The 19,069-nt window shown below is 64.8% G+C and carries 22 protein-coding genes; 10 read left to right on the top strand and 12 right to left on the bottom strand.

Annotated elements, in window-relative coordinates; all coding sequences use genetic code 11:
- Positions 1-64: 64 nt before the first annotated feature.
- Positions 65-370, top strand: a complete 306-nt coding sequence (locus tag U8330_RS10200; protein ID WP_323105166.1) for a flagellar basal body protein — start codon at positions 65-67, stop codon at positions 368-370.
- 73 nt (positions 371-443) lie between these two features.
- Positions 444-1,823 carry a pilus assembly protein gene (locus U8330_RS10195; protein ID WP_323105165.1) on the top strand — a complete coding sequence of 460 codons (1,380 nt, stop codon included), beginning with the start codon at positions 444-446 and terminating at the stop codon, positions 1,821-1,823.
- Positions 1,824-1,833: 10 nt separating this feature from the next.
- On the opposite strand, the gene U8330_RS10190 is transcribed toward U8330_RS10195, so the two are convergent.
- Positions 1,834-2,331 (bottom strand): peptide deformylase, encoded by a 498-nt coding sequence (locus U8330_RS10190; RefSeq protein WP_323105164.1) that lies wholly within the window; start codon positions 2,329-2,331, stop codon positions 1,834-1,836.
- Positions 2,332-2,675: 344 nt separating this feature from the next.
- Between U8330_RS10190 and mgtE the strand changes: the two genes are divergently transcribed.
- Both mgtE and U8330_RS10180 read left to right on the top strand, forming a co-directional pair.
- Positions 2,676-4,103 (top strand): magnesium transporter, encoded by a 1,428-nt coding sequence (mgtE, locus tag U8330_RS10185; protein ID WP_323105163.1) that lies wholly within the window; start codon positions 2,676-2,678, stop codon positions 4,101-4,103.
- 92 nt (positions 4,104-4,195) lie between these two features.
- The gene (locus U8330_RS10180) at positions 4,196-4,591 is read left to right on the top strand and encodes a MerR family transcriptional regulator (RefSeq protein WP_416236839.1); all 396 of its coding nucleotides are present in this window, start codon (positions 4,196-4,198) and stop codon (positions 4,589-4,591) included.
- Positions 4,592-4,634: 43 nt separating this feature from the next.
- On the opposite strand, the gene U8330_RS10175 is transcribed toward U8330_RS10180, so the two are convergent.
- Both U8330_RS10175 and U8330_RS10170 read right to left on the bottom strand, forming a co-directional pair.
- Positions 4,635-5,600, bottom strand: a complete 966-nt coding sequence (locus tag U8330_RS10175; RefSeq protein WP_323105160.1) for a DUF1624 domain-containing protein — start codon at positions 5,598-5,600, stop codon at positions 4,635-4,637.
- Positions 5,597-6,289 carry a DUF599 domain-containing protein gene (locus U8330_RS10170; protein ID WP_323105159.1) on the bottom strand — a complete coding sequence of 231 codons (693 nt, stop codon included), beginning with the start codon at positions 6,287-6,289 and terminating at the stop codon, positions 5,597-5,599. The genes U8330_RS10175 and U8330_RS10170 overlap by 4 nt, the downstream gene beginning before the upstream one ends.
- A 216-nt stretch (positions 6,290-6,505) precedes the next feature.
- On the opposite strand from U8330_RS10170, the gene U8330_RS10165 reads away from it, so the two are divergent.
- Together U8330_RS10165 and U8330_RS10160 are read left to right on the top strand one after the other, a co-directional pair.
- Positions 6,506-7,906 (top strand): L-serine ammonia-lyase, encoded by a 1,401-nt coding sequence (locus tag U8330_RS10165; protein WP_323105158.1) that lies wholly within the window; start codon positions 6,506-6,508, stop codon positions 7,904-7,906.
- Positions 7,907-7,989: 83 nt separating this feature from the next.
- Positions 7,990-8,418 carry a DUF1489 family protein gene (locus tag U8330_RS10160; RefSeq protein ID WP_323105156.1) on the top strand — a complete coding sequence of 143 codons (429 nt, stop codon included), beginning with the start codon at positions 7,990-7,992 and terminating at the stop codon, positions 8,416-8,418.
- A 15-nt stretch (positions 8,419-8,433) separates the two neighbouring features.
- Here the strand turns inward: U8330_RS10160 and U8330_RS10155 are convergent, their stop codons facing one another.
- The 6 genes from U8330_RS10155 to U8330_RS10130 form a co-directional block, all read right to left on the bottom strand.
- The gene (locus U8330_RS10155) at positions 8,434-8,754 is read right to left on the bottom strand and encodes a hypothetical protein (protein WP_323105155.1); all 321 of its coding nucleotides are present in this window, start codon (positions 8,752-8,754) and stop codon (positions 8,434-8,436) included.
- A gap of 78 nt (positions 8,755-8,832) precedes the next feature.
- Positions 8,833-10,278, bottom strand: coding sequence for a D-alanyl-D-alanine carboxypeptidase (locus tag U8330_RS10150; protein WP_323105154.1), 1,446 nt, complete (start codon positions 10,276-10,278; stop codon positions 8,833-8,835).
- Positions 10,279-10,420: 142 nt separating this feature from the next.
- Positions 10,421-11,152 carry a hypothetical protein gene (locus U8330_RS10145; RefSeq protein WP_323105152.1) on the bottom strand — a complete coding sequence of 244 codons (732 nt, stop codon included), beginning with the start codon at positions 11,150-11,152 and terminating at the stop codon, positions 10,421-10,423.
- Between the two features lie 269 nt (positions 11,153-11,421).
- Positions 11,422-12,033 carry a transglutaminase-like cysteine peptidase gene (locus U8330_RS10140; protein WP_323105150.1) on the bottom strand — a complete coding sequence of 204 codons (612 nt, stop codon included), beginning with the start codon at positions 12,031-12,033 and terminating at the stop codon, positions 11,422-11,424.
- A gap of 439 nt (positions 12,034-12,472) precedes the next feature.
- Complete coding sequence (locus U8330_RS10135; protein ID WP_323105148.1) at positions 12,473-13,081, bottom strand: PilZ domain-containing protein; 609 nt, start codon at positions 13,079-13,081, stop codon at positions 12,473-12,475.
- Positions 13,082-13,194: 113 nt separating this feature from the next.
- Positions 13,195-13,800, bottom strand: a complete 606-nt coding sequence (locus U8330_RS10130) for a PAS domain-containing protein (RefSeq protein ID WP_323105147.1) — start codon at positions 13,798-13,800, stop codon at positions 13,195-13,197.
- Positions 13,801-14,115: 315 nt separating this feature from the next.
- Between U8330_RS10130 and U8330_RS10125 the strand changes: the two genes are divergently transcribed.
- Together U8330_RS10125 and U8330_RS10120 are read left to right on the top strand one after the other, a co-directional pair.
- A complete protein-coding gene (locus tag U8330_RS10125; protein ID WP_416236915.1) occupies positions 14,116-14,907 on the top strand; it encodes a rhomboid family intramembrane serine protease in 792 nt (263 codons plus the stop codon).
- A 67-nt stretch (positions 14,908-14,974) separates the two neighbouring features.
- Positions 14,975-15,400: a CBS domain-containing protein gene (locus tag U8330_RS10120; protein ID WP_323105144.1), complete on the top strand. Its 426-nt coding sequence runs from the start codon at positions 14,975-14,977 to the stop codon at positions 15,398-15,400.
- Between the two features lie 54 nt (positions 15,401-15,454).
- On the opposite strand, the gene U8330_RS10115 is transcribed toward U8330_RS10120, so the two are convergent.
- The 3 genes from U8330_RS10115 to folE form a co-directional block, all read right to left on the bottom strand.
- A complete protein-coding gene (locus U8330_RS10115; RefSeq protein ID WP_323105142.1) occupies positions 15,455-16,405 on the bottom strand; it encodes a patatin-like phospholipase family protein in 951 nt (316 codons plus the stop codon).
- A gap of 218 nt (positions 16,406-16,623) precedes the next feature.
- On the bottom strand, positions 16,624-17,076 hold the full coding sequence (gene hisI / locus U8330_RS10110) for a phosphoribosyl-AMP cyclohydrolase (RefSeq protein ID WP_323105140.1): 453 nt from the start codon (positions 17,074-17,076) through the stop codon (positions 16,624-16,626).
- A gap of 100 nt (positions 17,077-17,176) precedes the next feature.
- Complete coding sequence (gene folE / locus U8330_RS10105; RefSeq protein ID WP_323105138.1) at positions 17,177-17,794, bottom strand: GTP cyclohydrolase I FolE; 618 nt, start codon at positions 17,792-17,794, stop codon at positions 17,177-17,179.
- A 328-nt stretch (positions 17,795-18,122) separates the two neighbouring features.
- Between folE and U8330_RS10100 the strand changes: the two genes are divergently transcribed.
- Positions 18,123-18,566 (top strand): iron-sulfur cluster assembly scaffold protein, encoded by a 444-nt coding sequence (locus U8330_RS10100; RefSeq protein ID WP_323105137.1) that lies wholly within the window; start codon positions 18,123-18,125, stop codon positions 18,564-18,566.
- A 117-nt stretch (positions 18,567-18,683) separates the two neighbouring features.
- On the top strand, positions 18,684-19,046 hold the full coding sequence (gene yidD, locus U8330_RS10095; protein WP_323105135.1) for a membrane protein insertion efficiency factor YidD: 363 nt from the start codon (positions 18,684-18,686) through the stop codon (positions 19,044-19,046).
- Positions 19,047-19,069 lie beyond the last annotated feature (23 nt).

Raw genomic sequence — 19,069 nt, 5'->3', positions numbered from 1 at the left:
TCCCCCTGACTGGTTCAAGACTCGTTCCACCCTGACGCAGACCTTTCGGCTGAAGGATCGTTTCATGTCTCTTGCGTCCCTTTTCTCCATCTCCACCCAAGGCATGCAGGCGCAGAGCACGCGGCTCTCTGCCCAGGCGAACAACATCGCCAACCTCCAGTCTACCGGCTACAGGCCGCAGTCCGTGCTTCTCAGCGCGCAGGCGGAGGGCGGCGTCGAGGCGCGGGTGACGGAGAAGGAGCCGGGCGAGGGCAATGTGCAGGACGATGTGCTCGGCATCATCGAAAGCGCAGCCAGCTTCGCGCTGACCGCCGACGTGTTCGCGACCGGTGCCGATCTCTGGAACATGCTCGCCACCGTGAAGCGCTAAGGCGCCCGCGGGAGCCGAGCTGCCTGCATATCGGCTCTCTTATTGACTCATCGCTTATAAAGATTCTGCGTTTATGATCGCGCTCAAAAATCGGAGCTCGATCCCTATGCTATTCTGGCGTGACCGGTCCGGGAATTTCAGCATCATGGCTGCGCTGGTCATGGTGCCGCTGCTGGCGGTGTCGGCCATGGCTGTCGATTTCGGTCTGGCGCTCTCGCGCAAGGCGCAGGTTCAGGCGGCGCTCGATGCCGGCGTGCTCGCCGCCGCTTCGATGCCGAAGACGACGGCTCTCGTGATGCAGGCGGAGGCGACCAAAGTTTTCCGCGCCAATCTGCCCGGCGAACTGCGCACGACGGCCGTCGTCGACTCCTTCGATCTGTCGACCGCCAACCTCATCACCATGACGGCGCATGCGGAGGTGCCGCTGACCGTGGGCCGGATTGCCTTCGGCAAGGCCGTCGATGTCAAAGTGATCTCCCAGTCGATCCGCGGCGACACTCAGAAGGGTGAGATCGCCCTGGTGCTCGACAACACCTATTCGATGACGGGGCAGAAGCTGATCGATCTCAAAGCTGCGGCCACCGAATTGATCCAGGTCATCGAGGCGGCAAAAAGTGGCACGATACGCATCTCGGTCGTGCCGTTCGCACGGTACGTGAATGTCGGCTTGCAAAACAGAAGCCAGCCCTGGTTGTCGGTTCAGCCAGATTCCTCGACCACGTCGCAGGCCTGCAGCACGACGACGAAGGTGCTGTCCAAATCCGGTTGCACGATCAGCACGGTCCAGACCTTCAAGGACGGCATCCCGCAAATATCCAAAAAGGAAACCTGCACAAACTATGTCTATGGCGATCCTGTCACCGTCTGCGCACCGAAAACCACGACCTACACATGGTCTGGCTGCGTCGGTTCCCGGCGGAGCCCGCTGGACGTCTCGGATGCGGCTCCTGAGGTTCGCTATACCGGCCTTATCAATGTCGGCTGCGGCCGTCCGATTGTCTTTCTGACCAGCGATTTCGATTCGCTGCGCAAGTCGATCGCAGCCATGTCTGCGTCTGACGAGACCTACATAACGGCCGGGATACTCTGGGGCTGGAACACGCTTTCATCCATCGGCGGCGCTGAGCCGCCGTCGCGCTCACTCAGCAAATATATGGTCGTGATGACCGATGGGGCGAACACCCTGTCCCCGAGTGCCAGCAATTACACATACCATAACGGATCCAGTACCGCGCAAGCCGACCTCCTGATGGAGAGGGTGTGCACCAATGCGAAGGCTGCAGGCATTACGATCTTCACTGTTGCCGTCGGCGTCAGCGGATCGACCGCCGGCGCGCTGGAGCACTGCGCCAGCGATTCGTCCAAAGTCTATACGGTGAGCGAATCCAGCCGCCTGGTGCACATCTTCCGCACCATCGCCGGCCAGATCATGACGCCAAGGCTGACGCAATAAGCCCGAAGGTTCAGCCGCGAGAAGACTTGAGGGCGCGTTTTACCAGGCGGTCGCGACGCAGGCGCGAGAGGCGGTTGATCCAGAAGATGCCGTTGATCTGGTCGATCTCGTGCTGAAGGCAGGAGGCCATGAACCCATCTGCCGTCTCCTCCGCCTGCGTGCCGTCAAGCCTCTGGAAGCGAATGGTGACAGGACGCGCGCGCTCGACCTCGTCCGTGAAGCCGGGCATCGACACACTGCCTTCCACGTGGCGAATCGTGCCGGGGCCGGTCGCGATCACCTGCGGATTGACATAGACGCGGCGTTCCGCCGCCGGGTCGAGCGCGATCACGGTAACGGCGAGCGGCACGCCGATATGCGGCGCGGTGATGCCGACGCCCGGAGCCGCCTGCATCGTCTCCGTCAGGTCCGCTACGAGCGCCGCAAGAGCTTCGTCGAACATGGTGACGGGGGCGGCCCGAAGGGTCAGGCGGGGGTCAGGGTAGCGCAGGATCTCGCGGATCGCCATGGGGGTACTCCCAGCTTGGTGCACCCGGCAAGAGCTATCGGATTTTGAAGCTTTTGCAACAGCTTAAAGAAAAGGGCGCGGGGAGGACGAGAAGAGCCGCAGGATGGGTGGACCTCGCCCCCGCCTTGGGCTAGCAGGAAAGGGTTCGGGCTCTATGTGGAACTGCGAACGAACCTTCACCGGACATTGCCATCGCAAGCGGCGCAACCGCCGCCTCGACGGTGCCATGCGCAGGAGCGAGCGGGCGGGCCTTCCCATGCTCGGCCCCTGCGACAGAGAATAGACAGGGCTTGTCCGGCGCACGGGGTTCGCCGCGGCAGCTCCAAGGATCGCGAGGCGGGCGGATGAGCGACACCGGCGACGAGAAGGACCTGCGCGTCCTCGAACCCGCTTTGACGGCGGAAGAGGCCGACATCTATTCCGAGGAAGGCTCCGTCCGATCCGACTATCTGATGCATGTCGGCGCGGCGATCGCCGACCGCGACGTGCTCTATCTCCGCCAGCATGTCGCGCGCCTGCACGCCTCCGAAATGGGCGACCTGCTGGAGGCGATCAGCCCCGACCAGCGCAACGCGCTCGTCAGCCTGCTCGGTGACGAATTCGATCTTTCGGCGCTGACCGAGGTGGACGAGGCGATCCGCCTCGACATTGTCGAACACCTGCCGAACGAACGGATCGCCGCAGCACTCGGCGAGATGGATTCCGACGACGCGGTCTATATCCTCGAGGATCTCGACCAGGAAGACCAGGAAGAGATCCTCTCCAAGCTGCCCTTTACCGAGCGCGTGCGCCTGCGCCGCTCGCTCGATTATCCGGAAGCCACCGCCGGCCGGCGCATGCAGACGGAATTCGTCGCCGTGCCGCCCTTCTGGACCGTCGGCCAGACCATCGACTACATGCGCGACGATTCCGACCTGCCGGAGAGCTTCACGCAGATCTTTGTCATCGACCCGACCTTCCGCCTGCTCGGCGCCGTCGATCTTGACCGCATTCTGCGCACCAAGCGCTCGATCAAGATCGAGACGATCATGCGCGAGACCAACCATCCGGTGCCGGCCGAGATGGACCAGGAAGAGGCGGCGCAGCTCTTCGAGCAATACGACCTGCTCTCCGCCGCCGTGGTGGACGACAATGGCCGTCTGGTCGGCGTGCTGACCATCGACGACGTCGTCGACGTGATTCAGGAAGAGGCCGAGGAGGACATCATGCGCCTCGGCGGCGTCGGCGACGAAGAGCTGTCCGACTCGATCCTCGTCACCTCGCGCTCGCGCATGGTCTGGCTGTCGGTCAATCTCGTCACCGCCTTTCTCGCCGCCTCCGTCATCGGCATTTTCGACATGGCCATCGAAAAGATCGTGGCGCTCGCCGTGCTGATGCCGATCGTGGCCGGGATGGGCGGCAATGCCGGCTCGCAGACCATGACCGTGACCGTGCGGGCGCTGGCGACCCGCGATCTCGACATCCACAACGCCTTCCGGGTGATCCGGCGCGAGGCGGGCGTGGGGCTGCTGAACGGTCTTCTGTTCGGCTGCCTGATCGGCATCGCCGCCGGAACCTGGTTCCAGAGCGTCGATCTCGGCTGCATCATCGCCACCGCCATGCTGATCAACATGATCGCAGCGGCGCTGGCCGGCATCTTCATCCCGCTTCTGCTCGATCGCTTTGGAGCCGACCCGGCCGTTTCCTCGGCCGTGTTCGTGACGACGGTGACCGACGTGACCGGCTTTTCCTCCTTCCTCGGCCTCGCCACCTGGTGGTTCAGCATCTCCTGAGCCTGCAACATCGATCGCGCCCCAGCCGCTGTTTGACATTTACGTGCAAGTCAATAAAGCTGCGAGGGTGGGGGATGCCTCGACTGAGCGGAATGAGTGCCTTGGAACGATTTTATACCATCACCGAATTGACGCGCGAGTTCGGCGTTTCGACCCGGACCCTGCGGTTCTACGAGGACGAGGGGCTCATTCATCCAGAACGGCGTGGCCGCACGCGGCTGTTTCGCCCGGCCGATCGTCGGCTGATCCAGGAGATCCTGCGCGGCCGGCGCATCGGCTTCACCATCGCCGAAATCCGCGAGATCATTCAGGTCTACAAGGATCCGCCAGGCGAGGCGGGGCAGCTGCGCCTGCTGATGAAGCGTGTGGAAGAGAAACGCGCCGAACTCGTGCAGAAGCGTCGCGATATCGACGAGACGCTCGATGAGCTGAACAGCGTCGAGGAAGCCTGCCTGACCCGCCTTGCCGAAATCGGCGTCGGCACCTGAGCCATCGGCAGCTGCATCGCCTCGCAGAGAGGCGCCCTATCCTTCATTGCGGCGGCTGCTCCAGCGCCTTGCTGGTGCATTGATTGGCCAGCGCGCCGATCCGCGGATCTTCCATCGTCACCTGGCCCCGGTTGAAGGGCTCGAACAGCGACTGTGCCCGCATCTGGTCGAGCGTACAGCCGCAGAAGCTCTGGCAGAAGGCGCTGTCGGAGGTCTGGCTGCAGCTTGCCACGCAGCTCGACAGATAGGCGGGGCCGAGATCGGGCGGCGAAACCAGGCTCACCGCATAGACAATGCCGTAAAGCAGCGGCTGGTGGATCAGGTAGATCGGCAGGCTGTGCCGCCCGGCCCAGGCGAGCGCACGGGCCGGTGCTGCGGCGGATCGATCGGCCGCGGGTTCGGTCGAACGCTGGGCGAAGCGGAGGTAGAGTTTCGCCAGCACGATGCCGACCAGGAACGGCGCCAGCCAGGGCAGCAGCGGGACATAGTCGTTGGAGCGTGGCAGGGTTTGCGGCAGGCCGAGCCAGAGGAGGGCCGGGTGGTCGAAGGCGGGGCCGCGCAGGTAATCCGGCGCGATAAAGACGGCAAGAGCGACGATCAGCGTCACCGCGATCGGCAGGTGCAGGAACAGCAGGCCGATCAGGCTTGCGGCGGCGATGGCGTGGAGAATGCCGAAGAAGATGTAGCTGTCGGGGAAGAGAACAGAGGTGGCAATGGTGATGACCAGCGCCGCGGCGACGATCTTGGCAAGCCGGATTGCAAAAGGACGCCAGCGGATCGCCGGCGTGTGGCCAAGCACGAGGCCGAAGCCGGCAAGCATCAGGAAGGTCGAGGCGATTATTCGGGCGTAAAGCCGAAACAGACCGCTGCCGACCGTGCCAGCCTGAAGATAGCCGAAATGCTCGAGATCCCAGGAAAAATGATAGCTCGCCATGGCGAGAATGGCGAGGCCGCGCACCACGTCCAGCCAGAGGAGACGGGACGGGCTGCGGGCGAAAGCAAGGGTCATGATGCGGTCTCGATCATCAGCGCATCCCGCGCTTCGGAAAAGAATTGCCGGCGGATCAGCACGAAGATCACGAAGGCGGTCAGGGTCATTAGTGCGTAAGGGCTGACGAACCAGCCGAGATAGCCGATCGACAGGAAGATGGTGCGCAGGCCGGCATTGAAGTGTTTGGCGGCGACGACATTCATGCGCACCGCCCGCTCGGCCGCCTTCACCGCCGCCGCCCGGTCTTCCTTGGTCTCGTGCATCATCGGAATGGCGCCGACGAGGATCGAGCAATAGTTGAAGAGCCGGTAGGACCAACCGAACTTGAAGAAGGCATAGCCGAACAGGCAGGTGAGCCCGACCACCTTCAGCTCGAAGGCCGACCGTCCGCCCTGGAAGAAATAGGGAAGATCGTCGAACAGCGCATAGGCCTCGGCCGCCCGGCCGAGCAGCGCGAAACAGCCGCCGAGCGCGAAGATGCAGGTCGAGGCGAAGAAGGCGGTGCCGGCCTGCAGTCCGGCAATGATCTGCGTGTCGATCATCTTCAGGTCGCGGTTCAGCGAGTTCATGATCCAGGCCCGCCGCCGCTCGACCATCAGTTTCGACAGGCTGACGCGGCCGAAGGCGGTGCTCTGATCCGTGATGCGGACATAGCCCGCCCAGAGCAGCGCGAAAACGAGGAGTGCGATGGTGTCGATCAGGGCCATGCGGGTCTTCTGCCATGGTTTACGAGTCGTGCCTATGCTGCCACTGCTAGAGGTACGAACGGGACCGGAGCTTGCGGCCGGGGCTGCGGCACCCCATGTCGCGGCGGTGAAACAGGATGTCGGTCGCTTCACGCGCGAAGACCCTCTAAAGCGTCTAGTTTGCCGATCATGGAAAGTTCGCCGCGCATCGTGCCGGCGGAGGGGGAGTTGGGTTCGATGTTTCTTTCGGTTTTCGACGTGTTCAAGATCGGCATCGGCCCGTCGAGTTCGCACACCATGGGGCCCATGTCGGCCGCCGCGCGCTTCCTGTCATTGATCCTGTCCAGCGACTGGCCGCGGCCGGTGGGGGCCAGCGTCGCCTCGATCGCCGTTTCCCTCCACGGCTCGCTCGCCCATACGGGCATCGGCCATGGATCGGGTCGCGCCGTGATTCTCGGGCTGATGGGCGAGGTGCCGCACAAGGTCGATCCCGACCGCATGGATGCGATCATCGAGACGGTGGAGCGGACCGGACGCATCACGCCGCCCGGCCATCCCGCCTATCAGTTCCTGCCGAAGACGGACCTCGTCTTCGACAAGAAGGTGCCGCTGCCCGGCCACGCCAACGGCATGAGTTTCTCCGCGCTCGACCGCGATGGCCGACTGCTCCTGAAGCGCATCTATTATTCGATCGGCGGCGGCTTCGTGGTGACCGATACGGAGCTCGACGCCATGCGCGCCTCCAAGGCCAAGCCCGGCGGCCCCAAGGTGCCGTTCCCTTTTTCCACCGCAGCCGAGATGCTGGACATGGCCCGTCGCTCGGGCCTTACCATCGCCCAGATGAAACGGGCGAACGAGGAGGTGACGCTGTCCTCCGTCGAGCTCGATGCCGGGCTCGACGAGATCTGGGCGGCGATGAAGGGCTGTATCGACCGCGGGCTGGCGCAGGAAGGCATCTTGCCCGGAGGCTTGCGGGTGCGCCGCCGCGCCCGGCCGATCCATGACAAGCTGGAGCAGGAATGGCGCTCCAACAAGATCAACCCGCTGCTCGCCAACGACTGGCTGAGCGTCTATGCCATGGCGGTGAACGAGGAGAATGCGGCGGGAGGAAGGGTGGTGACCGCGCCGACCAATGGCGCGGCCGGCGTCATCCCGGCGACGCTGCGCTATTATCTTCATTTTCACGAGGATGCGGACGAGCACGGCATTCGCGACTATCTGCTGACCGCCGCGGCCATCGGCGGCATCATCAAGTTCAATGCCTCGATTTCCGGTGCCGAAGTCGGCTGCCAGGGGGAGGTGGGCTCCGCTTCGGCCATGGCGGCGGCCGGTCTGGCGGCGGTCATGGGCGGCACACCGGAGCAGATCGAGAATGCGGCCGAGATCGCGCTCGAACATCATCTCGGCATGACCTGCGATCCCGTTGCCGGTCTCGTGCAGGTGCCCTGCATCGAGCGCAACGCGCTTGGCGCCGTCAAGGCCGTCACCGCGGCCTCGCTGGCGGTGAAGGGCGATGGCCAGCATTTCGTGCCGCTCGACGCCTGCATCGAGACCATGCGCCAGACCGGCGTCGACATGCACGACAAATACAAGGAAACCTCGACCGGGGGGCTTGCCGTGAATGTCGTGGAGTGCTGAGCGGAACGCTTCAATCAGGATGACGGGGCAGCTGCGGCAAAGACGCGCTTGACGGCGCGGCGCGGCCGGTATTGAAGGGCGCCATGGCCTTGCATCTTCTCAAGCTTTGTGTCGGCGCGGATTCGATCGAGGATCTGCGCGACTGGGTCTCGCAGCGGGCGCTGAGCGCGATCGCCGCCGGCCTCGAACCGCACTCCGTCCACACGACCCGCATGGTGCCGAAGCGGATGGACGAACTGCTTGAGGGTGGATCGCTCTACTGGGTCATCAAGGGCCAGGTGCAGGCCCGCCAGCGCCTGCTCGACATCGAGACCTTTACCGATGGCGAAGGGATCGGCCGCTGCCGGCTGATCCTCGGTCCCGAGATCATCGATACGGCCTTCCAGCCCCGCCGCCCCTTCCAGGGCTGGCGCTATCTTCTGGAAAAGGATGCCCCGGCCGATCTCGCAGCCGGGGCTCATGAGCTGCCGCATGATCTGCGGCGCGAACTCTCCGAACTCGGCCTTCTGTGAAGCCGCGCCCCGCCTCTACTTGACGCGCATCCGCACGGCGCGGCGGCGGCGATCGGTATCGACGACGTGGAGATGGATGCTGACATCCGGCTGGGTGGAGCGCCAGGCGCGGGCGCCGTGGGTCATCAGCAGCGAGACGAGATCCTTGGTCTTGGACCGCGGCTTGGCGCCGATCTCGGCGATGCGCATCGCCGCCTCGTGCAGCGGATGCAGGGCCGAGCGCGGATTACGCCGCAGCGGTGTGGCGGGCAGCGCCTCGCCTCTCACGTTCCGGTCCGGGGCAAAGCCCAGTTCCGGCGCGGGCGTGGCGCCCTGGCCATTCTCGATGGTCGACATGAAAACCTCGTTACGCACAACAAATCCGAGGGAAAACGACCGCCATGCATTTGCCATGGCGGCCGGGGGTATCGATGCTTATTGCGCGGCTGCCCAGCAGGCAAACCCGGCGCGCTTGAGCGACTTGCAGGCGTTGAGCGCCTTGTCCTGGCTGGAGAAACCGCCGAACCGGGCGCGGTAGAGCTGACCGTTGCCATTGGCGAAAGCGACGGTGAAGGGGGTGGCGCTGGACAGAGCCTTGCCGCCCTTGACCTTGGCATTTTCGAGCAGGCTCATGGCCTGGCTCTTGTCCGGCGTGGCGCCGACCTGGATGATCCAGCCTTCGACCGGAGCCGCAGCCTCTTCGCGCGCTGCCTTGCCGGTGGCGACGGAATTGGTGACCTGGCTGTCGACGGCCGCAACGCGGGGAGCGCTTGCGAGCTTGCGGCTCTGTGCCTGCAGCGTGTTCGGCATCACGGCTTCGGTGGCCGCCTCGGCCTGGCTTTCCCGCTCCGGAGCCGCATAGGCCACCTCGACGCTCTTCGTCACCTCTTCCGAATAACGGGTGCCCGGCAGCGGGCCGCTGCTCGGCAGGTTGAAGCTGCCGCCGGTGGAAGCGATGACGGGACGGCTGTCCCCGGCGCTCAAGGTCGGGGCATCGGTGGTTTCGGCGACCAGATTGCCGCTGCCGCTGCGCGAGGCGGTCGGCATGTATTTGGCGACCAGCGCCCGCATCTGCGCATCACGCGCACCGCCCGACTTGCCGCCCATGACGACGCCGACGATGCTGCGGCCATCGGCCTGGGCCGAGGTGACGAGGTTGAAGCCCGCAGCACGCGTATAGCCGGTCTTGATGCCGTCCACGCCGCGGACATTGCCGAGCAGGCGGTTGTGGTTGCCGATGACCTGGCGGCCGAAGGTGAAGGAGCGGGTGGAGAAATAGCCGTAATATTGCGGGAAATGCTGGCGCAGCGCGATGCCGAGGCGGGCCTGGTCGCGGGCCGTCGTCATCTGCTGGTCGTTCGGCAGGCCGTTGGCATTGCGATAGGTGGTGCGCGTCATTCCGAGCGCCCGGGCCTTGCTGGTCATGATGCGGGCGAAGCGGTCTTCCGAGCCGCCCAGGAACTCGCCGAGCGCGGTGGCCGCGTCATTGGCGGAGCGGGTGACGAGCGCCATGATCGCCTGTTCGACCGTGATCGTCTGGCCTGCGCGAACGCCGAGCTTCGACGGCGGTTCGGCCGAGGCATGCTTGGAGAAGGGAACAGGCGTGTTCTTGGCGATCTTGCCGGCCTCGAGCGCCTCGAAGGTCAGATAGAGCGTCATCATCTTGGTCAGCGAGGCGGGATAGCGCAGGCTGTCGGCATCCTCGCTGTAGAGAACCTTGCCGGTCTTCGCATCAACGACGATGCCTGCATATCTGGCGGCGAGCGCCGAGCCCGAAAAGGCACAGACGGCAATCGTAGCGGCAATGGCGAGGCGGGACACCTTCTTGAAGAAAGGGAGCGCTGGACGCTCTGCGGAACCGGTCGAGGGGACTGTGGACACTACGCTTCTCTTTATTCTCGAATCGAAACTGTCTTCCGGGCAGGTCGCACGGCACGAACATGCCCGAAACTCTAGCGGCTTAGCGTTACCAATCTGTTTATGATGAACGATCGGTTTCGCCCTTGCGAAAGTCCGACAGGACTTACGGAATAAGAGTCTGGTCGACAAAGCGGGCGACATGGTCGTCGATGGCCCGCCATTGTGGCAGCAATTGGCTGGAGAACCGGTAGACCACAACAAGATCTTTCCCGGCATGAACGTCGCGCTGGCAATCGGCAGCGGTGGACAGCGATGGATCGGCGGGGATGATGCAGCGCACGGCGTAGCCATCCGCGCGTCCGTCCTCGCCGGTGAACAGGGTCTCATGTCCGTAGCCGGAATTCTCACGCAGGCGGTGCGCGGTCAGCCCGGCGGGACCCTTCGTCGCCGGTCCCTCGAACAGGAAACGATAGATCGGTGCCACGCGGCCCGACATGTCCCGCGACATGGTGCTCTGTGAAATCTGCAGGAAGATGAGCTGGTCGGGCCGGCGAACATCGTTGAACCGGTCGCGCCGATCGTCGCTGTAGCCGAGCATCTCCGGCCAGGTCGCGTAGAGATCGACCCGCTCGGCGGTGCCTGTCGCCCGCTGTTCGGCGAAGCGCATCACATTGGCGGGCAGGCGCAGGTGATCCTGGCCGATGAAGAGATCATAGGTATCCGTCGAGGCCGTGTGGCCGGCCAGCGCCAATGTCTCGCCCCACCAGGGGCCGGCGGTCAGAATGGCGGCCGTGCCGAGCGCCAGGCCCGCAAGCAGCCCGCCGAGCCGCAGGACGAAGCCGCGGCCGAGAAAGGGCGGAGCGAGCGCAGAGGCGGCAGAGAGCGAAGCGGGCATGGCAGCAGATCTCGGACGGAGGGACGACGGACAGGGTTGCGCCGGACCGGCGCTCTGGACGACGAAAAACTTGCACCAGGAGACGGGAGCAAGGCTGCGCTGCGTCGGTTAATTTTTCGTAAAGACTGTCCCGGTTCGGCCCGCGGGATGCGGCGGGGCCAAACGGAAAGAGGCCGGCTCCGGGGACAGCGGAGCCGGCCTCTCGCGGCGCGGAGGATTGGTACGGGGATGGACCTCCGCCGCGCCGGTTCGAAAGAACGGGCGAGGGCTTACTGGCTGCGAACGCTGCCGACGGCGACGGTGCGGCCATCCTGCAGCTTGACCCATCGGCCGGAATGCTCGACCGACTGTCGCTTGAGGTAGGTATATTCGGTGTCCGACCAGAGCAGCACCTTGTTGCGCATATTGTCGAGCACGAAGTCGCCGCGGTCGGTGCGGACGGTCAGCACGGCATGGCCATCGCCATTCGGCTGCAGGACAACGGTGATCAGCAGGTCGGCGGGCGAAATCCCGGCCTGCATCAGCAGGCGGCGCTTCTCCAGCACGTAATCCTCGCAGTCGCCCACGGCATCCGGATAGGCCCAATATTCCTCGACGCCGTAGATCTCCTTGTCGGTCATCGGCATGATGCGGGTATTGGTGTCGTAATTGACCTCGAGGATCGTCTTCCAGTTGTCATGCGTCAGTGTCAGCGGTGCCGTGTCCCCGGCGTTGCTCTGACATTCGCGTGGGCTGCGCTTGCAGAACTCGTAATGTCCGATCGGCGGATTGGTCGCGCCTTCGGTGGTCATGTTGGCCGGGAACGCCCAGGAGCTGTGCGCCAGCGTCACAGTCAGAAGCGTGCCCAGGAGTGCAGCCGTTGTGGCTTGCTTTTTTGTCATTGTCAGTCTCCCCGTTACAGGATCAGACTGACACAGAGACTTTGACCGCTCGCGAAATCGCGAAGTAAAAAAAAGATCAAAGGCGCCGAGAGTTTGAAGAAAACTTGAGCGGTATTTGAAGAAGATTTGACGAGACTTTAGCGAAAAAACGCATAAAAACCGAACGAACCTGGAAAGGGATGCGGGCGCGGAGACCGGGAAGTCCCTGTTGCGACGCGTAGTTTAGGGTGTCGTGGACAATGGGTTTCTCGGCGGTAAGAAACTTGCGGGGCTGCTCTGTCACAAAACCGGACAGGCTGTGCCATTTCGAAACGCTTGTGCGGGAGGTTTTCGGTCCTCGGGGCCAGGAAAAAAAATTCGAGGTGACCAGCTTAGACGGGCGGAGAAACGAAAACGCCGCCCGGGGGGGCGGCGCTGGCGGAGGGGCTGACGGTGGGACTTACAGGAACTCTCGCAGGCTTTCTCGCGACTGAATGCCGGTGAACTCGATCGCCATGCCTTCCTGGAAAACGCGGACGACGCGACCCTTCATCGTGCCGACGAGGATGGGCGTTCCGATCGGCACCCGCATTTCCGTGTCCACGGCCGCGCCGGAGAGCGACAGGTCGAGAAGGCGTGCGGCGTATTTCTCGCCGCTCTCCAGCGTCAGTTGCGTCAGCGTACGGCGTGGCGCCAGTCGGTCGTGACGGCGATCTTCGGGCAGGCCCAGCTCGTGCTTGTTGGCGATCCAGGTCAGCTGCGCGGCAAGCTTCTCGCGCTTGCGGTCGGTCGCATTGATCTGCAGCACGAAGCTTTGATCCTGAAGGCGGGAGACCGCACCTTCGACACGGCCGACATGATCGAGATAAGCGATGATGCGCTCACCATTGCGCGGCCGAACGGGGCAGCTCAGCACGACATCGCCCGGCGACATGTCCACGGCCGTGCAGTCGAACTCCTCGCGCGAATCGAGCATGAGGCGTCCGGGCAGATTGACGCTCACGCGCTGGAATGCCCCTTCCTCATAGGTCTTCGATGCCGCCGTTTTCGTCTGCCGGAATTGGTACATCGCTCAGCCCGCATATTTGTCTCGCGCCAAGTTTAGCAAGCTCGGGTTAATAGACTGTTGGAAAAGCCTTTCGATTGCCGTCAGATCACCGGGCGAGCCGCGCCGGGCCCGGTTCAGTCGGACCGCCCGCCCTCGAGGACGGCGAGATGCAGGACCCGGCGAACCGCCTGGCTCAAGGGGTTCTCGCGCAGTCGCGGCGGGTTCGGCGCGGGCGAGGGGCCGGCATGGTCCGGGGCAAGGTGACGAATGCGCTCGACCGACAGGAAGTGCAGGGGCTCGGCCCCGATCCAGGCTGCCCGCTCGAGCGGAGCGAGCGCGCCGAGAATGCGGTCGACCCTCTCGCCCTTTGCCCGCATGGGCAGCAGCAGTCCCTCAAGGCCAAGGCGTCGGTGCTGCGCGCCGAGCCCCATCGCGCGGATCAGCACGGGACGGGGCGTCGCCATCATGCCGCGCGCTTCCGCCGCGATCTGGTCCATCTCCTCATAAGGCCAGAGACTGTCGAAGGTGACGCCGCGCAGCTCGCGCGCAAAGAGGGCGCAGAGGCGGGTGCCGGCCAGGCGGAAGCGGATGTCGCCCCGCTCGTCGGCTTCGAGGATGAAAAGGTCGCCAAGGATGTGGCGGATCTTGTCGGGTTCGATCCGGTTGCGCAGCGGTGCGACATGCTCGCCCTTCGCGCTCTGCCAGTATCGAAACAGGTCGGTCGCGGTTTTTGTCTGCATGAAAAATCCTGTTTTGAGCCGCGATCTGTCCCGGAACGGCACGAAATCCCGTCTGCAAGCGCCAGTTTCTCCTCTCCCTGCACAGATCGTGCCAGCAAGAATTAAGGCTGACGAATCACTGAAAACCGGCCCGTCAAGGAGAGCCTGACCGAAACGCCGCTTCCCCTCGCGCTGGCGACGTCCTACATCCGCGAAGGACGCGCGTTGGTAAAGGATCGGCGAATGGGTGGCGGGACAGGTGGGACGGATGATCGGGACGGCGCGGCTGGGAGCGAGACGGGCGCAGGCCAATCGGCTGGGGACGACCAGCGAAGGCTGGACCCTGACACGGCTGACCGCGCAGTCGAGCCAAGCCCCGAGTGGGATCAGACTGCCGGGAGGGACGCCTCTGCTCCCGCGCCAGCGCCGATCCGGCGGCGCGAACCGGCCTTCAACCTGCCGTCCAGCCTCGTCTGGGTTCTCGCGGTCCTCCTGGTGATCCACGCGGTCCGGGTCTTCCTTCTGCCGGAAGATCTGGATGCGGAACTCGTCTTCACCTTCGCCTTTCTTCCGGCGCGCTACGCCATGTCTCTCGCGGTGCAGGGTTTTGCCTGGCTCTGGAGCCCCATCACCTATTCCTTCCTGCATGGCAGCTGGGAACATGTGATCTTCAACGCCTTCTGGATGGTCGCGTTCGGCGCGCCGGTGGTCCGGCGCATCGGCTCGGTGCGGTTCGCGCTTTTCTGGTGCTGCTCGGCGGTGGCGGCGGTCGCGCTCCATCTCCTCCTCCACTGGGGCGAGATCGGTGTGGTCATCGGTGCATCCGGGGTCGTCTCGGGATTGATGGGGGCTGCGGCGCGCTTCGTCTTCGCGCCCTCCGGCGCCATCGACCGCCAGCGCGCGCATCTCAATCCACGGCTAAGCATCGGGCAGGCGCTGGCCAACCGCTCCGTCCTGTTCTTCACCGGAATCTGGTTCGTCATGAACCTCCTGGTCGGTCTCGGTCTCTTCGCCATTGCCGGGGCGGAGACGGTGGCCTGGGAGGCGCATATTGGCGGATTCCTGTTCGGCTTCCTGCTCTTCGGCCTCTTCGATCCGCAGCCGCGCGTCTCCGTCGATCACCCTTGAAGCCCGCCCCGAGTTTGCTACAGTGCCTGCGTCAAATTGTAGCACTCGTCGGACTGGGAGGTTTCGAATGTCGGTGAAGGCAATTCTGAACGAAAAGGGCCGCAAGGTGGTGACCGTGACGCCGCAGGCAACGGTCGGGGAGGCGGCGCAACTGTTGAGTGCCAACCGGATCGGCGCCGTGGTGGTGCTGGATGGCGAGCGCATCGTCGGGCTGATGGCCGAGCGCGATGTCGTGGCAGCCATTGCCGCTTCCGGCGGCGCCTGCCTCGGCGAGCCTGTCGATGCGCATATGAGCCGGGACGTGCCGTTCTGCGCGGAGGAAAGCGAGATCGAGGCGCTGATGGAGGTGATGAACAACCGCCGTGCCCGCCATCTGCCCGTCGAACGCAACGGCCGCCTGGTCGGCATCGTCTCGATCGGCGATGCGGTCCGCGCCCATATCCGCGCCATCGAGCACGAGGCCGCGCAGATCAAGGCCTATATCGCCGGGTAAGCGCGCCTCATCCGGGGTAAGACCTCCATCCGGGGCGAGCCCGCACCGGCTGGCTCACCGCAGCACGACCTCCTGCAGGCGCTTGAGGTCGCTGAGGCGGGCTTTGGCTTCGGTATAGCCGCGGTCGATCGCTTCGCCGGCGCGGTGGAATTCCGACAGGCCGATGTCGTTGAGCTTTGGGTGGAGCGCCAGGTCGGGCGGGTCGCCGGCGAGCTTGGCGCGGGAAATCCGGTCCTGGATGACGTTGAAGGCCTGGACCATGACGCCGGTCATGCCGAGGCGGGAGGGCTGTGGGGCGGCGGGCGCCTCCTTGCCGGCCGTGCCCGATGGCGGATCGCTGGCCTTGAGCTTGATGACGGCGGAGCGGCCGTAGAGGTCGTAATGCAGGTTGACGGCGACGACGAGCGGCTGCTCGTAGGCGCGGCAAACCGAGACCGGGACGGGATTGACGAGCGCGCCGTCAACCAGCGTGCGGCCATTGCAGCGCACCGGCTCGAAAATGCCGGGCAGGGCGTAGGAGGCGCGGATGGCGGTGATCAGCGATCCCTCCGCCAGCCAGACCTCGTGGCCGGAATTGATCTCGGTGGCAACCGCGACGAAGGGGCGATCAAGCGCCTCGATCCGCATGTCGCTCAGGTGATCCTGCATGCGCTTGGTGAGCCGCAGGCCGCCGAACAGGCCGCCGCCGCCGATGGCAAAATCGAGGAGACCGGCAATGCGTCGCATGGTCAGCGACCGGGCAAAGGCCTCCAGCTCGTCGAGCCGGCCGGCCAGATAGCAGCCGCCGACGAGGGCGCCGATCGAGGTGCCGGCGATCATGCCAATTTCGAAGCCTTCCTCGTCGAGCGCGCGCAAAACACCGATATGGGCCCAGCCGCGGGCCGCCCCGCCGCCAAGCGCCAGCGCGATGCGCGGCTTGGCCGGCGGCAGTGCTGCGGCCGCGGCATCATGCGGCGCGGAGAGCTCCGTGCCGAAGCCATGCAGGGGAAACGTCCAGGTCAGCATCCGGCACCTCCACGCCGCGCAGGCTTCCGCCCCAGCCTGCTACCCTTTTCGGCACCCGATCCGCTGCGCCAGCCCTTAATCGAAAGACCGTCGCGCCGGACCGACCGCTGCGCCGGATGACCCGGGCGCCGTCGATGCGCCGTCCGCTTATTGAGCGCAGCTCATCCTTGCCAGAAGATGAAGATAGGACTCTTCCTGCGCCGGAAAGCAGCAGCTGCTTAAATTTTGCTGTAGACGGATGAAGGATCGAAATGGCGGTGGTCGTCGCGCAGCGTCAGGACGACGGCGCCGTTCTCGACCGCGACGCTGCGGTAGAAGCAGGAGCGCCGCCCGGTGTGGCAGGTGGCGTCATGGCCGGCCACCTCGACCGTCAGCCAGAGCGCGTCCTGGTCGCAATCGGTGCGCAGGTCGACCACGCGCTGCAGGTTGCCGGAGGTTTCCCCCTTCTTCCACAGCGCCTTGCGCGAGCGGCTGTAATAATGGGCGATCCCGGTCTCGATCGTCAGCGACAGAGCTTCGGCATTCATATGCGCGACCATCAGCAGCACGCCGTCGCGATGATCGGTGACCACGGCGGTGATCAATCCCTGCGCATCAAAACGGGGCGTGAAGGCGGGACCTTCCTCCAGCGATGCCTTGTCGGAAGAGGGGCTGGCGAACAGGAGGGACATGGCGAACTCCGAAACGAAGAGCGGGCCGCAGCGGCCCGCTTCCTCTTTACAAATCGTCAGAGCCGGCTGCAACGGCCGGCCACGCTTGGCTGATCGAAGGTCAGCGGAAGCCGCGGATCATGCTCATGAACCGGGCCTGCTCGGCAGCCTCCGTCTTGAAGCTGCCGGTAAAGGTCGTCGTCAGCGTCGTCGAGCCCTGTTTCTGCACACCGCGCATGGCCATGCACATATGCTCCGCCTCGATCATGACCGCCACGCCGCGCGGGCGCAGCGTCTCGTCGATCGCCTGGGCGATCTGCGCGGTCATGGTTTCCTGCGTCTGCAGGCGGCGGCCGAAAATATCGACGACGCGGGCGATCTTCGACAGACCCAGGACACGACGATCCGGCAGATAGGCGACATGCGCCTTGCCGATGATCGGCACCATGTGATGCTCGCAATGGGAGAAGAACGGAATGTCCCTGACGAGGACGATATCGTCATAGCCGCCGACTTCCTCGAAGGTCCGGCCGAGGACGTCTTCGGGAGCCTGGGCATAGCCCGAGAACAGCTCCTTATAGGCCTTCGCGACGCGAGCGGGCGTGTCCAGCAGGCCCTCGCGCTCCGGATCGTCTCCGGCCCAGCGCAGGAGAACGCGGACGGCCTCCTCGGCCTCCTTCTGGGTCGGGCGGGTGTCGCCGGTGCCGGGCGACGGGAAAGACTTCACGATAGCGTCCATACTGGTTCCTGACGGCGATACGTGTGAGTGACGATGGTCTCTCGGCCCTCGCCGCAGCGTTCGGCCTGCGCATGCTGCAGGCGGTGAGTGGCCCCGATGCTTTTCGATACGAAGGAACTTCTTCCCTGGATCGTCCGCCGCCGCTCACCCGGTAAAGGACAGCCTGCCGATCTCCATTGGCGCCGTCCGTCGCCTTAGCATATAATGGCTGGGGAAGGGGACGAAAGAGGCGATCAGCGCCGCTGCCGTTCTTTTTTGCGCCGTTCGGCGGAAAATCCTCCGCATCGTTCCTATCTTTTGGGCAAAAGCAAACCGCGGGGTCATCGTCATGGACGATCTCTACAACACGCGCATCCTTGATCTCGCCGGCAATATTCCGCGCACCGGCAGGCTGTCCGCGCCCGATGCCGAGGCGGCGGCGCATTCCAAGCTTTGCGGATCGAAAGTGCGCATCACGCTGACGATGGCAGACGGGGTGGTGACCGATTTTGCCCACGAGGTGAAGGCCTGTGCCCTAGGCCAGGCTTCGTCCTCGCTGATGGCGCAGGTCGTGGTGGGCGCAACGGCGGAGGAGATTCGCGACGCGCGCGCCGCCATGATCGCCATGCTGAAGGCCGATGGCGAAGGTCCGGACGGCCGCTTCGTCGAGATGCGGGTGCTCAAGCCCGTCAAGGACTACAAGGCCCGCCACGCCTCGACCCTTCTCACCTTCGACGCGGTGGTCGACGCCATCGACCAGATCGAGGCACGCAGCCTGGAAAAGGCAGGATGACGGCGGACTGTCATCGCGGGCATGCCGCACGGGGCGGGCGCGCGTCGCGCCTGATGGTACCTCACGTCAACCGCATCAGAGAGAGAGGCCGGACGACGTCCCGCCGGGTGCACCGGCATGTGTGACGCTCCCAAATGCGCCGGCCCGAACCGCGGCGCAAGCCGGAACTGGCAGGGGCCCTTCCGCCGCACGCCCGGCCGCCTTCTCGGCATGGGCCTCATCCGCCTCTATCAGCTCACGCTCTCCGGCTTCATCGGCCATGGCTGCCGGCACCTGCCGACCTGTTCGGAATATGGCTATGAGGCGATTGCCCGGCATGGCGCCTGGACCGGCGGCTTCCTCGCGCTCTTCCGCGTCCTCCACTGCGGCCCCGGCGGCACCAGCGGCTTCGACCCCGTTCCGGAGCGCCTCGGCCGGCGCGGTGTGTGGTGGGCGCCGTGGCGGCTTTGGGGGGTGTCGGGGAAAAATGATCCGCCATAACGGCAGTCTCCGCCGACAAGGGG

The sequence above is a fragment of the Rhizobium sp. CC-YZS058 genome (assembly GCF_034720595.1).
Taxonomy (GTDB): Bacteria; Pseudomonadota; Alphaproteobacteria; order Rhizobiales; family Rhizobiaceae; genus Ferranicluibacter.
The sequence above is the reverse complement of the archived record's forward strand: the minus strand, read 5'-3'. Positions and strand labels throughout refer to the sequence as shown.